This window comes from Curtobacterium sp. MCLR17_036 (assembly GCF_003234445.2).
Lineage (GTDB): Bacteria > Actinomycetota > Actinomycetes > Actinomycetales > Microbacteriaceae > Curtobacterium.
This window is the reverse complement of sequence record NZ_CP126269.1, coordinates 2,758,347-2,770,656: the sequence shown is the minus strand read 5'-3', so window position 1 is coordinate 2,770,656 and position 12,310 is coordinate 2,758,347. Positions and strand designations below refer to the sequence as shown.

At 69.6% G+C, this 12,310-nt stretch carries 10 protein-coding genes; 6 read left to right on the top strand and 4 right to left on the bottom strand.

The annotated features are described in order from the left end of the window. The first annotated feature begins 1 nt into the window (after nt 1). A complete protein-coding gene (locus DEI99_RS13000; protein ID WP_111041466.1) occupies nt 2-841 on the top strand; it encodes a siderophore-interacting protein in 840 nt (279 codons plus the stop codon). 19 nt (nt 842-860) lie between these two features. After that, nucleotides 861-1,610, top strand: a complete 750-nt coding sequence (locus tag DEI99_RS12995; RefSeq protein WP_111041467.1) for a hypothetical protein — start codon at nt 861-863, stop codon at nt 1,608-1,610. A gap of 721 nt (nt 1,611-2,331) precedes the next feature. Here DEI99_RS12995 and DEI99_RS12990 read toward each other — a convergent pair. The 3 genes from DEI99_RS12990 to DEI99_RS12980 are packed head-to-tail and all read right to left on the bottom strand — an operon-like array spanning nt 2,332 to nt 5,617. Beyond that, on the bottom strand, nt 2,332-3,243 hold the full coding sequence (locus DEI99_RS12990; RefSeq protein WP_111041468.1) for a carbohydrate ABC transporter permease: 912 nt from the start codon (nt 3,241-3,243) through the stop codon (nt 2,332-2,334). A gap of 1 nt (nt 3,244) precedes the next feature. Then, on the bottom strand, nt 3,245-4,216 hold the full coding sequence (locus tag DEI99_RS12985; RefSeq protein WP_111041469.1) for a carbohydrate ABC transporter permease: 972 nt from the start codon (nt 4,214-4,216) through the stop codon (nt 3,245-3,247). Between the two features lie 45 nt (nt 4,217-4,261). Next, nucleotides 4,262-5,617: an extracellular solute-binding protein gene (locus DEI99_RS12980; protein ID WP_111041470.1), complete on the bottom strand. Its 1,356-nt coding sequence runs from the start codon at nt 5,615-5,617 to the stop codon at nt 4,262-4,264. A 244-nt stretch (nt 5,618-5,861) separates the two neighbouring features. Here DEI99_RS12980 and arfA point away from each other — a divergent pair, with 244 nt between their 5' ends. Continuing rightward, the gene (gene arfA, locus DEI99_RS12975) at nt 5,862-7,364 is read left to right on the top strand and encodes an arabinosylfuranosidase ArfA (protein ID WP_111041471.1); all 1,503 of its coding nucleotides are present in this window, start codon (nt 5,862-5,864) and stop codon (nt 7,362-7,364) included. A gap of 333 nt (nt 7,365-7,697) precedes the next feature. Here the strand turns inward: arfA and DEI99_RS12970 are convergent, their stop codons facing one another. Continuing rightward, nucleotides 7,698-8,690, bottom strand: a complete 993-nt coding sequence (locus DEI99_RS12970; RefSeq protein ID WP_111041521.1) for a LacI family DNA-binding transcriptional regulator — start codon at nt 8,688-8,690, stop codon at nt 7,698-7,700. 255 nt (nt 8,691-8,945) lie between these two features. Between DEI99_RS12970 and DEI99_RS12965 the strand changes: the two genes are divergently transcribed. The 3 genes from DEI99_RS12965 (at nt 8,946) to DEI99_RS12955 (ending at nt 12,282) form a co-directional block, all read left to right on the top strand. Continuing rightward, nucleotides 8,946-9,881: a carbohydrate ABC transporter permease gene (locus DEI99_RS12965; protein ID WP_111041472.1), complete on the top strand. Its 936-nt coding sequence runs from the start codon at nt 8,946-8,948 to the stop codon at nt 9,879-9,881. After that, complete coding sequence (locus DEI99_RS12960) at nt 9,878-10,849, top strand: carbohydrate ABC transporter permease (RefSeq protein WP_220037137.1); 972 nt, start codon at nt 9,878-9,880, stop codon at nt 10,847-10,849. Before DEI99_RS12965 ends, DEI99_RS12960 begins: the two co-directional genes overlap by 4 nt. Before the next feature lie 98 nt (nt 10,850-10,947). Then, a complete protein-coding gene (locus DEI99_RS12955; RefSeq protein WP_111041473.1) occupies nt 10,948-12,282 on the top strand; it encodes an ABC transporter substrate-binding protein in 1,335 nt (444 codons plus the stop codon). Nucleotides 12,283-12,310 lie beyond the last annotated feature (28 nt).

Sequence of the window (12,310 nt, the reverse complement as noted above, 5' to 3'; positions counted from 1 at the left end):
CATGGCGAAGACCCCGCGGCTCCTGCCCCAGAACCCCCGGCTCTTCCGCGCCCGGGTCCTGCGGAGTGAGCGCCTGACGCCGTCGGTGCAACGAGTCACCGTCACCGGCGACGACCTGCACGAGTTCCCGTTCCTCGGCTTCGACCACTGGTTCCGCCTGTTCGTGAAACGCCCCGACCAGGACCGCTTCCACATGCCGGACCTCGACGGCACGAAGTGGTGGCCGACCTTCCTCGCCATCCCCGAGGACGTCCGCCCGCACTGCGCGAACTACACCGTCGCCGGCTACCGCCACCGGACCGACGGCACCGCCGAACTCGACGTCGACTTCGTCGTGCACACGACCGCCGACGGCGAACCCGAGGGTCGCGCGGCCGTCTGGGCCTGCGCCGCCCGTCCCGGTGACGAGCTCGCCCTGCTCGACCAGGGCTGCATCTTCGACGCCCCGACCGACGCCACCGAGGTCATCATCGCCGCCGAGGAGACCGGCCTGCCCGCCGTCGTCGGCATCGCGGCCTCGCTGCCCCGCGACACCGTCGGGCACATCGTGCAGGAGGTCCCGACCGCCGCCGACGTCCGCCGCCTCGACGCCCCCGCCGGCGTCCGCGTGACGTGGCTCGTCCGCGACGAGGTCGACCCGGGCGCGGTGCCCGGCCGTGCGGCGCTCGCCGCGCTCCAGCGCATCGTGCCGTCCGACGACCGGGGCTACGCGTTCGTGGTCGGCGAGTCCGGCCTCGCCACCGAGGGGCGCCGTCACCTGCACCGCGCCGGCCTGCCGAAGACCCGGATCACGTTCTCCGGCTTCTGGAAGCGCGAGGCCCGCGAGCCCGTCCCCGCCTGAGCCGTGGTTGGCTTGCCCCATGGGGATCCGTGGGGTGGGCGTCGTCGGTGCGGTCGTGGCAGCGGTGCTGCTCGTGACGGGGTGCTCCGTCACCGGTGACACACCCGCGCCGAACCGGACGGCCGCCGCGCGGGCGACGCCGACGGCCACGCCGACCCCGACTCCGACGCCCACCCCGACCGCGACCCGTCCGGCGATCGCGAGCCCGGCCGAGCGCACCGTCACCGCGGGCCGGGTCGCCGACGGCACGAGCGCCTCGGCCTCCGGCAGCGGCGACGCGAACGTCGCGTTCACGAGCTCCGGGCCGATCGCGGTCGTCGTCGAACTCGACTGCTCGGCCTGCACCGGCACGGCGACCGTCACCGCGCCCGGCAGGATGTCGCCGTTCGGCCGGGCCTCCGCGCCACTGCGGGCGTCCTTCCTGACCGGGGTGCTGTCGTCCGACGGCCCCGAGCAGTCGGTGATCGTCGAGGCGCGCGGCTCATGGTCGGTGACGCTCCGCAGCTGGAACGACCTGCCCCTGGTCAGCGGGGCGCAGTCCGGCAAGGGGCCGGCCGTGCTGTTCTTCTCGGACGACGTGTCGCACGTGACGGTCGACTACCGCCCGGCCGGCTCCGGCGACTCGTTCTCCGGCCGCGTGTTCACGACCTCGGGCCGGCCGCAGCTGTTCGGCGACTCCGGGGCGTTCGCGAGGTCGTACGACGTCGACCTGCCGGGCGTCATGGCGATCCAGACCAACGGCACGTGGACGGTCACCCCGACGCCCTGACCGCCTGCAGTGGGCGTCCGGCCCGCGTTCCTTCCCATCGCGCGCGGCGTGGGAAGCGGTTTCGCGCGTGGGAGGTCGTTCCTTCCGGCTGCTTACGCTCGTTTCTGCTTCCCACGCGCGGAACTGCTGCCGGGGGCGCGCAGCGCGAGCGCGAGATGGACAGGAGGCCCGTGGCGGTGTCGCCACGGGCCTCCCGTCCCATGTTCCTTCCCATCGCGCCCGGCGTGGGAAGCCGTTCCGCGCGTAGGGGGTCGTTCCTTCCGGCTGCCGACGCGCGATTCCGCTTCCGACGCGTGATTCCGCCTCCCTCGCGCGGAACTGCTGCGGGGCACGCGGCGTGGTGCGAGACGGACGGGAGGCCCGTGGCGGTGTCGCCACGGGCCTCCAGTCCGACGTTCCTTCCCATCGCGCCCGGCGTGGGAAGCCGTTCCGCGCGTAGGGGGTCGTTCCGTCCGGCTGACTACGCGCGGAACTGCTGCCCACGCGCGGTTCTGCTTCCCACGCGCGGAACTGCTGCCGGGGCCGCGCAGCGCGACCGCGGGACGCACAGGAGGCCCGTGGCGGTGTCGCCACGGGCCTCCAGTCCGACGTTCCTTCCCATCGCGCCCGGCATGGGAAGCCGTTCCGCGCGTGGGAGGTCCTTCCTTCCGGCTGCCGACGCGCGATTCTGCCTCCGACGCGCGATTCCGCCTCCCACGCGCGGAACTGCGCCCGGGCAGCGTCAGCCCTTGAGGCCCGAGCCCGTCACGCCCTCGACGATCTGCCGCTGGAAGATCAGGTAGAGGATGATCAGCGGCAGCGCCGCCAGGATCGCACCCGCCTGGATGTCGGCGTAGCGCTGGCCGAAGCTGCCCTGCACCGTGGCGAGCCCGACCGGGATCGTCATGAGGTCCGGGTTCGACAGCACGAACAGCGGCAGCAGCAGGTTGTTCCAGACCCCGACGAAGGTCAGGATCGTCACCGCTGCGATCACCGGGCGGGACAGCGGCAGGATGACCGACCAGTACACCTTCCAGATGCCGGCACCGTCGATGCGTGCGGCCTCTTCCAGCTCCTTCGGGATGCCGTCGAAGAACTGCTTGAAGATGAACACCGCGATCACGGCGGGCACCTGCGGGAAGATGACCGACCAGTAGGTGTTGAGCAGCCCGACGGCGTTGAGCTCCTGGAAGATCGGGATGATCAGCACCTGGGTCGGGATCATGATGCCGAGGATGATGAGCAGGAACGCGACGTTCCGCCCTCGGAACACGAGTCGGGACAGCGCGAAGGCCGCCATCGACGCGAACAGCACGGTGAGGACCGCGGTCACGATGCTCGTGATGGCGCTTGCGAGGTACCAGTTCCAGATGTCGCCGGCCTGGAACAGCGACGCGTACGAGTGCAGCGTCGGGTTCCAGTTCGACAGGATCGCGTTCGCGCCGAGGGCGGCGACGCCGTTGTCGGACAGCGACGTCTTCAGGGCGAACACGCTCGGGATCAGCCAGATGATCGCGAACACCGTCAGGACGATGCCCGAGGCGATCGAGAAGCCGCGGCCGCTGACACCGATCTTCGCGGCGCTCGTCGGCGCGGCGGAGGAGACGCCGGTGCGCAGCTTCCGGCCGGTGGTGATGCTCTCGGTGGCGGTCATGTCAGGCCCCGATCTCTCGCTTGGCGGCAGCGCGCTCGACGAGCTGCCGGATGACCGCGATCGCCACGATCACGATGAACAGGAGGACCGACGCGGCCGATGCGGCACCGAGTCGGTTGTCGGTGAAGCCGACGCCGGTGATGAGCTGCAGCGAGACCTGGGTGGAGATGCCTGGCCCGCCGTTCGTCATCAGGTAGACCTGGTCGAAGATCTTCAGGCTCGCGATGATCTGCAGCAGGATGACCAGGGTCGTCGTGCGGCCGAGCAGCGGCAGGGTGATCGACTTGATCTGCTGCCAGTTCGACGCACCGTCCACGGCCGCCGCCTCGTACAGCTCGCGCGGGATCTCCTGCAGGCCGGCCAGGTAGAGCACGAAGTTGAACCCGAGGGTCCACCAGATGGTGGCGATCGCGACGCCGATCATCGCGGTGTTCGGGCTCGACAGCATGCCCGAGCCGGGCGTCATGCCGATCGCCGACTGCAGGCTCGCCCACAGACCGGTCGCCGGCGTGAAGATGAACACCCAGATGAGCGAGATCGTCGCGGACGGCAGGATGAACGGCAGGAAGAACGCCAGGCGGAAGAACCACTGACCGCGGTTCATCCGGTTCGTCAGCACGGCGAACACGAACGCCAGGACGACGAGCGGTGGGGTCGTGTACAGCGTGAACTGCAGGGTGTGCCAGAGCGACGACCAGAAGTCGCTGCGACCGAGCATCTCGGCGTAGTTCGCCAGCCCGGCGAAGCTGCCCAGCCCGGTGCGGACGGTCGAGGTGTTGAAGAAGCTCGTGACGATCATCCAGACCGTCGGGCCGAGCAGGAAGGCCACGTAGAACAAGCCGAACGGGGCGAGGAACAGCCAGCCGCTGCGGCCCTGGCCGCGGTTGACGCTGGAGCCGTAGGTGCGGCTGCGGCGGGGACGGGGCGCGGTGGTCGCGTCCGTCGGCCGGTCGAGGACAGGTGCTGTGGTCACGTCATCGTGCCTTTCGCGCGGTGTTCACGGCGTTCACGTGCCCGGTCACAGCGGGCTCGGGGTGTTGAGGTAGGTCGCGAGCTGCGACTTGATGGCCCGGAGGGCCTGGGCGGGCGACGAGCTGCCCTGCTGCACGAGTGCGAGCTGTGCGCCGACGGTGCCCTCGAACGTCGAGCCGGACCCGCCGTACCAGGCGGGGTCGTCGAACACGGCGGTCTCGGCGGCCGCCGCGTAGTTCGACTGCGGCTTGAGCTCCTTGTAGGCGGTGCTGTCGAAGGTCGGGATGTAGGCGGGGACGTGCCCGCCCTCGGCCCACGTCAGGCTCTGCTCGAGCATCTGCTTGATGAAGAGCATGTGCTGCTTGCGCTGCTCGGGCGTGCGCGCCTTCTTCGGCAGCACGAAGGTGTGCGAGTCGGCCTGGGTCGCCGGCTTGTCGTAGAGCTGGGGGATCGGCGCCATGCCGAACTTGAGCCCCTTGATCGACTGCGCGGTGCTGATCTCCCACTCGCCCTGCATGAAGAAGCCGGCCTTGCCGTCGAACATGAGCGACTGCGCGGTGGCGTAGTCGAGGGCCTTGTTGAGCCAGCCCTCCTTCACCCACTTCTGGGTGCGGCTCGTGACCTCGTTGTACGCGTCCTCGTTGACGGTGAGCTTCCCGCCGCCGTCGCTGATGAACGGGGTCGCGCCCTCGATCTGGTTGTACATCGTCCAGAAGAACCGCCACGGGGTGGCCGTCTCCGGCACGACGTTCGCGACGTTGAGCGCCGTCCCGCCGGTGACCTTCGCGACCGCGGCGAGGGCCTTCTCGAAGTTCTCCATGCCGTTCAGGTCGACGAGGTTCCCGTCACCGTCGATGAGGCCCGCCTTCTTGCAGACGTCGACGTTGTAGAAGAGCACGAACGGGTGCGTGTCGAGCGGGATCGCGATGTTCTTGCCGTCGGTCTTCTGTGCCGTCCAGGCCTTCTGGTTGAAGTCGGCCGCGCTCAGCCCGACGCTCGCCAGGTCGTCCGAGGTGATCGGGTCGAGCAGGTCGCCGTCCCAGAGCGGCTTCGCCCGGGTCAGGTGGGCGACCGCGACGTCCGGCGGCTTGTTCCCGACGGTCGCCAGTGTCAGCTTCGAGTAGTACGGGTTGCCCCACGCGAACGTGGTGGCCTGCAGGGCGCTCGACCCGCCGTGCTGCTTGGCGTAGCCGTCCTCCATCGACTGCATGCGGACGCCGTCGCCGCCGCCGAACAGGTTCCAGAAGACGAGCGTCTCCGGGTTCAGTGCGCTGCCGGCGAGACCGGCGGCGAGGGGGCTCGAACAGGCGGCGAGCGGCAGCACGGTGGCGGCTGCTGCTCCGGCGGCGAGGAACCCGCGACGCGACAGACGCGACGCGGGGGTTGCGGATGGGTTCGGCATGGCATCACTCCAGCGGGACGGGCCGATCCGGGGGCGAGGGGTGACGCTCCCGGCGGAGCAACTCTGCTCCGTGAGCGCTCACATTACTCATCCGCAGCGATGACCACCACCCCTTCCGCAGGGCCGTCCGACCCGGTAGCGTTTCCGACAGGTGAGCGCTCACTTTCGTGACGGACCGTCCCGCAATCCGTGCTCGCCGCACTGTGCACCACCGGCACCACCGCCACACGATCAAAGGAGATCCATGCCCCGCACACACCTCGTCCTGGACGCAGCGTTCACCGTGGGGCCGGTGCGACGTCGCCTCTTCGGCGGCTTCGTCGAGCACCTCGGCCGGCACGTCTACGACGGCATCCACGAGCCCGCGCACGAGACCGCCGACGAGCAGGGCTTCCGCAAGGACGTCGTCGAGCTCGTCAAGGAGCTCGGCGTCTCGGCCATCCGCTACCCCGGCGGGAACTTCGTCTCCGGTTACAAGTGGGAGGACGGCGTCGGCCCGGTCGAGCAGCGCCCGCGCCGCCTCGACCTCGCCTGGCACTCGACCGAGACGAACGAGGTCGGGCTGCACGAGTTCCAGCACTGGCTCGACCTGGTCGGCTCGGAGCTCATGCTCGCCGTGAACCTCGGTACCCGCGGCACGCAGGAGGCCATCGAGCTCCTGGAGTACGCGAACATCGACGCCGGCACGGCACTGTCCGAGTACCGCCGGTCGAACGGCCGGACCGAGCCCTTCGGCATCTCGATGTGGTGCCTCGGCAACGAGATGGACGGTCCGTGGCAGCTCGGCCACAAGAACGCCGAGGACTACGGCAAGCTCGCCGCCATGACCGCCAAGGCGATGCGGCAGATCCAGCCCGACCTCGAGCTCGTCGCCTGCGGTTCCTCCGGGGCGTCGATGCCGACGTTCGGCGAGTGGGAGCGCACCGTCCTCGAGCACACCTACGACGACGTCGACTACATCTCCGCGCACGCCTACTACGAGGAGGACGACGACCTGCCGTCGTTCCTGGCCTCCGGCGTCAACATGGACCACTTCATCAAGACGGTCACCACGGCCGCCGACCACGTCCAGGCGCAGAAGAAGTCCGACAAGCGCATCGACATCTCGTTCGACGAGTGGAACGTCTGGTCGATCAAGAAGTGGGAAGCGAAGGCCAAGACCTTCACGCTCGACGAGTGGCCGGTCGCACCCCGTCTGCTCGAGGACGTCTACACCGTCGCCGACGCCGTCGTGGTCGGCGGGCTGCTCATCTCGCTGCTCCGGCACGCGGACCGGGTGGCCTCGGCGTCGCTCGCGCAGCTCGTCAACGTCATCGGTCCGATCATGACCGAGCCCGGCGGACCGGCCTGGCGCCAGACGACGTTCTTCCCGTTCTCGCTGACCTCGCGGCTGGCCCACGGCACGTCGCTGCAGGTGAAGACCTCGGGTGACACCGTCGACGGCGGCAAGTACGGCGAGGTCCCGGTCGTGGACTCGGCAGCCACCCTGTCCGAGGACGGCGCCGCGGTGTTCCTGGTGAACCGTCACCCGTCCGAGTCGACGACCGTCACGATCGACCTCGCGGGCCTCGGCGTGCAGGGCGACGTGCGGGCAGAAGGCGTCTGGGACGACGACATCCACGCCGTGAACGACCTGCAGGACACCTCGCGCGTCGGTCTCCGCACGAACGAGACCGTCCGCCGCGAGGGCGACACCGTCACGATCGAGCTGCCCCCGGTCTCCTGGACCGCCGTGTCGATCGGCTGAGACGCCTCGGCGCACGCTGCGGCGGGCGTCGAGTGAGCACAGGGGACGTCGGGCGCGCTGCGCTCGGCGTCCTCTGCTCGGTACGGGCGAACGGACGGACGGACGGACGGGCGGGCGGACAGGCGGACGGGAGGCCCGTGCCGGGCTGGCACCGCGCCTCCCGTCCGCCTGCTGGTCGCCGAAGCGACAGATCTGCAGCCGGCTGCGCCGACCAGTCCGCGGAAGCGACAGACCCCCGAGGAAGGTTCGCGGCAGAGTGTCGCTTTCGCGGACCACGGACCGCGAACCGCGAACCGCGAACCGCGAACCAGGGCCCCGGCCCGGCGGCCAGCCCTACGGCAGCGCGGGCGGCGGCGCCGTGCTCGCCCGCTCGACCAACCGCACCGGCACGAGGTCCGTCGTCGGGCGGGCGGGGGAGCCCTCAATCTGCGCCAGGAGTGTCGCGACGGCGCGGCGGCCGACCTCGTCGAAGGACTGGTGCACGGTGGTGAGCGGCGGCCAGAACGACTCCGACTCGGGGAAGTCGTCGAAGCCGACGACGCTGAGCGACGCCGGGACCTCGCGGCCGGCCTCGTGCGCCGCCCGGAGCACCCCGAGTGCGGTCTGGTCGTTCACCGCGAAGACGGCCGTGATCTCCGGTCGTGCTGCAATCTCGCGGCCGGCGCGGTAGCCGTCCGACGCCGCCCAGCCGCCGGTGATCACCGGGGGCACCGGGCGTCCGGCGTCCTGCAGGGTGTCGCGCCAGGCGACGAGCCGACGGTCGGCGGAGTAGGACCCGTCCGGACCGGCGACGTGCCAGACGGTCTCGTGGCCCAGGTCGAGCAGGTGCTGGGTCGCCAGCCGGGCACCCTGGGCCTGGTCGATGTCGATGGACGGCCGGTCCGTCGTGCCCGTCGAGTCGACGACCACCAGGGGGACGCCGTCGGGCAGGACGACCTCGGCGGTGTCGATGATGTGCGACTCGATGACGATCACGACGCCGTCGACCGCCTGTTCGTGCAGGCGGGACAACGCCGAGCGCACGCCCTCGCCCGTGCGGGACGCCATCGGGAGCAGCGTGATCGTGAAGTCGGCGGCTGCGGCGGCGGCGGAGATGGCCTCGAGCGTGCGCATGTTGCCGAAGGACGCGAGCGTGAACATGATCACGCCGATGGTCCGGAACCGGCCGGAGCGCAGGGCCCTGGCGGCGCGGTTCGGGCGGTAGCCCAGGTCGTCCATGACGCGCTGCACGCGGTCGCGGGTGTCGGGGCTGACGTTGTCGAAGCCGCGTGCCACCCGTGAGACGGTCTGCATCGACACGCCGGCGACCTCGGCCACGGCGGCCATCGACGGTGCGCGTCGCGGGCTGGTCAGCTCGGTGGTCAACGCGTCTTCCTCCGTCGGGGCACCCGCCGCGGACACGACCGGGATGATCGAACGCTAGTGCATGTTGACGTTGCCATGCTACGGTTCAGCCGTTCGATGTTGACGTCAACATCGACGACTCCGGCATCGGACCAGCAGTACCCCGATGCCGCCGACACCGTCGCGGCACATCTGCTCGACCGGTCGGGACCCGAACGCAGCAGACAAGGGAGTCACATGAGCACGCTCGCAGCGCGCCCGGCCGAGGCGGCCTCCGCCCCGCGGCCGTCCGCTCGCCGCCCGAAGCCCCGGGGGCGGTACACCGGCTGGCTCTTCGTCGGCCCCTTCGTCGTGGTCCTCGTGGCCATGCTCATCGTCCCGATCGGCTACGCGCTCTGGCTCAGCCTGTTCCGCGACCAGCTCATCGGCGGCAACCAGTTCGTCTGGTTCGCCAACTACGTGCAGCTGTTCCAGGACGCCAAGTTCTGGTCCGGCTTCGGGCGGGTCGCGATCTTCCTGGTCGTCCAGGTGCCGATCATGCTCGGCCTCGCGCTCGTCGCCGCCCTGGCGCTCGACAGCGCGCGGCTCTGGGGCACGTCGTTCTTCCGGATCGCGGTCTTCCTGCCCTACGCCGTCCCCGGTGTCGTCGCGGCCCTCATCTGGGGCTTCATCTACGGCAACCAGTTCGGTCTCACCGGCGCGGCGAACGACGCGCTCGGCATCGACCTGCTGCAGCCGTTCAGCCCGAGCTGGGTCCTCACGTCGATCGGCAACGTCGTCACGTGGGAGTTCCTCGGCTACAACATGCTCATCTTCTACGCGGCCCTCCGCACCGTCCCCGGCGAGCTGTACGAAGCGGCCGAGCTCGACGGCGCCGGTCCGCTGCGCACGGTGTTCTCGATCAAGCTCCCGGCGCTCCGCGGCCCGATGGTCATCGCCACGATCTTCTCGATCATCGGCAGCTTCCAGCTCTTCAACGAGCCGAACCTGCTCAAGACGCTCGCCCCGAACGTCATCGGCAGTGCCTTCACCCCGAACATGTACGCCTACTCGCTGTCCTTCAGCGGTCAGCAGTTCAACTACTCCGCCACGGTCGCGATCGTGATGGGCGTGATCACCGCGGTGATCGCCTACGTCGTCCAGGTCCGCGGCACCCGCGAGGAGAACCGATGAGCACCATCCAGCACCCCGGCGGGCCCGCAGCGGCCACGGTGACCGAGGCGACCACGACGCAACGTGCGCCGCGCACCCGCTCGATCCGCGCCTCCCGAAAGGCCGAGCAGCACGTCGACGGACGCAAGCCGAAGCGTTCCGGCCTGCTGACCGCGGTCATGGTCGTCTTCGTCGTGTACTCGTTCGCACCGCTGTTCTACCTGCTCGTGAACAGCACGAAGACGCAGGCGTCGCTGCTCTCGACGTTCGGCCTGTGGTTCGGCGGGGACTTCAACCTGTGGCAGAACATCGTCGACACGCTGACGTACAACGACGGCATCTTCCTGCAGTGGTTCGGCAACACGCTGCTCTACGTCGTGGTCGGCGCGGGCGGGGCCACCCTGCTCGCCACCGTCGCCGGCTACGGCATGGCGAAGTTCCAGTTCCCCGGTCGCCGCGCGGTCTTCGCCGTCGTCCTCGGTGCCATCGCGGTCCCCGGCACGGCCCTGGCGGTCCCGACGTTCCTGCTGTTCTCGCAGGTCGGCCTGACCAACACCCCGTGGGCTATCATCCTGCCCTCGCTCATCAGCCCGTTCGGCATGTACCTGATCTGGACCTACGCGGTCGACGCGATCCCCGCCGAACTGCTCGAGGCCGCCCGCATGGACGGCGCCGGCGAGTTCCGGATCTTCTTCACCATCGCGCTCCGGCTGCTCGCGCCCGGTGTCGTCACCGTCCTGCTGTTCGCGGTCGTCGCCACCTGGAACAACTACTTCCTGCCGCTCATCATGCTGAGCGACCCGAAGTGGTACCCGCTGACGGTCGGTCTGAACCAGTGGAACGCGCAGGCCACCGGCTCCGGTGCGCAGCCGATCTACAACCTCGTCGTCACGGGATCGCTCCTCACGATCATCCCGATCGTGGTCGCGTTCCTGTTCCTCCAGCGCTTCTGGCAGTCCGGCCTCGCGGCCGGCTCCGTCAAGGCCTGATCCGTCGGACGGGAGGCCCGGGGCGACCCCGCCACGCGACTCCCGACCCGGCACACAGCAGCTCCACCCCCTCTCCACGAAGAAGTGAAAGGCACCCCATGAACAAGCGTCTCCGGCGCGGGCTCAGCGCCCTCGCCATCGGCGTCACCGCCGCCATCGCCCTGTCCGCGTGCGCCTCCGGCGGGTCGTCCGCCGGCGGTTCGGCCGACGACATCGACAAGGCCCTGAAAGACGGCGGCACCCTGACCTACTGGTCGTGGACCCCGTCGGCGAAGGCCCAGGTCGCGGCCTTCGAGGACCAGTACCCCAAGGTGAAGGTCAAGCTCGTCAACGCCGGCACCGGCGCCGACCAGTACACGAAGCTGCAGAACACGATCAAGGCCGGCTCGGGTGCCCCCGACGTCGCCCAGGTCGAGTACTACGCCCTGCCGCAGTTCGCCCTGTCCGAGTCGCTGCTCGACCTCAAGCCGTACGGGTTCGACTCGCTCGAGAAGGACTTCGCCAAGAGCACCTGGAGCTCGGTCACGGTCGACGACAAGGTCTACGGCCTGCCGCAGGACTCCGGCCCCATGGCGCTGTTCTACAACAAGAAGGTCTTCGACAAGTACGACCTCGCCGTGCCGAAGACGTGGGACGAGTACGTCACCGCGGCGAAGAAGCTCCACGAGGCCGACCCGAACGCCTACATCGCGGCGGACTCCGGCGACGCCGGCTTCACCACGAGCATGATCGCCCAGGCCGGCGGCACCCCGTTCACCACCGACGGCGACAAGGTCACGATCAACCTGCAGGACGAGGGCTCGAAGAAGTGGACGAGCACCTGGAACGAGCTCGTCGAGCAGGGCCTGCTCTCGCAGACCGTCGGCTGGACCGACGACTGGTACAAGCAGCTCGGCAACGGCGAGATCGCCACGATGATCACCGGCGCGTGGATGCCCGGCAACCTGGAGTCCGGAGTCGCCCAGGCCTCGGGTGACTGGCGCGTCGCCCCGATGCCGACCTACGACGGCGGCACCGCCCAGACCGCGAACAACGGCGGCAGCGCCCAGGTCGTCATGAAGCAGTCGAAGAACCCGGCCCTGGCCGCGGGCTTCCTCAAGTGGCTCAACTCGTCGAAGGAGTCGACGAAGGTCTTCATGGAGTCCGGCGGCTTCCCGTCGACCACCGCCGACCTCGACTCGACCGCGTTCCTCGACGAGAAGCCGGAGTACTTCGGCGGCCAGCAGATCAACAAGGTGCTCGTCGACGCGTCGAAGTCCTCGGACAACGACTTCACCTACCTGCCGTACCAGGTGTACGCGAACAGCGTCTACGCCGACACCGTCGGCCAGGCGTACCAGAACGGCACCTCGCTCGACGCCGGCCTCGAGGCCTGGCAGAAGGCCCTCGCGAAGTACGGCGAGGACCAGGGCTTCACGGTCTCGACGAAGTAGTTCCCGGTACTCCCGCGGGGCCGTGCGG

Bases quoted from the DNA above. Each gene is read 5' to 3' on its own strand.
- DEI99_RS13000 (WP_111041466.1), top strand. From the start codon at position 2: ATGGCGAAGACCCCGCGGCTCCTGCCCCAGAACCCCCGGCTCTTCCGC.
- DEI99_RS12995 (WP_111041467.1), top strand. From the start codon at position 861: ATGGGGATCCGTGGGGTGGGCGTCGTCGGTGCGGTCGTGGCAGCGGTG.
- DEI99_RS12990 (WP_111041468.1), bottom strand. From the start codon at position 3,243: ATGACCGCCACCGAGAGCATCACCACCGGCCGGAAGCTGCGCACCGGC.
- DEI99_RS12980 (WP_111041470.1), bottom strand. From the start codon at position 5,617: ATGCCGAACCCATCCGCAACCCCCGCGTCGCGTCTGTCGCGTCGCGGG.
- arfA (WP_111041471.1), top strand. From the start codon at position 5,862: ATGCCCCGCACACACCTCGTCCTGGACGCAGCGTTCACCGTGGGGCCG.
- DEI99_RS12970 (WP_111041521.1), bottom strand. From the start codon at position 8,690: ATGGCCGCCGTGGCCGAGGTCGCCGGCGTGTCGATGCAGACCGTCTCA.
- DEI99_RS12965 (WP_111041472.1), top strand. From the start codon at position 8,946: ATGAGCACGCTCGCAGCGCGCCCGGCCGAGGCGGCCTCCGCCCCGCGG.
- DEI99_RS12960 (WP_220037137.1), top strand. From the start codon at position 9,878: ATGAGCACCATCCAGCACCCCGGCGGGCCCGCAGCGGCCACGGTGACC.
- DEI99_RS12955 (WP_111041473.1), top strand. From the start codon at position 10,948: ATGAACAAGCGTCTCCGGCGCGGGCTCAGCGCCCTCGCCATCGGCGTC.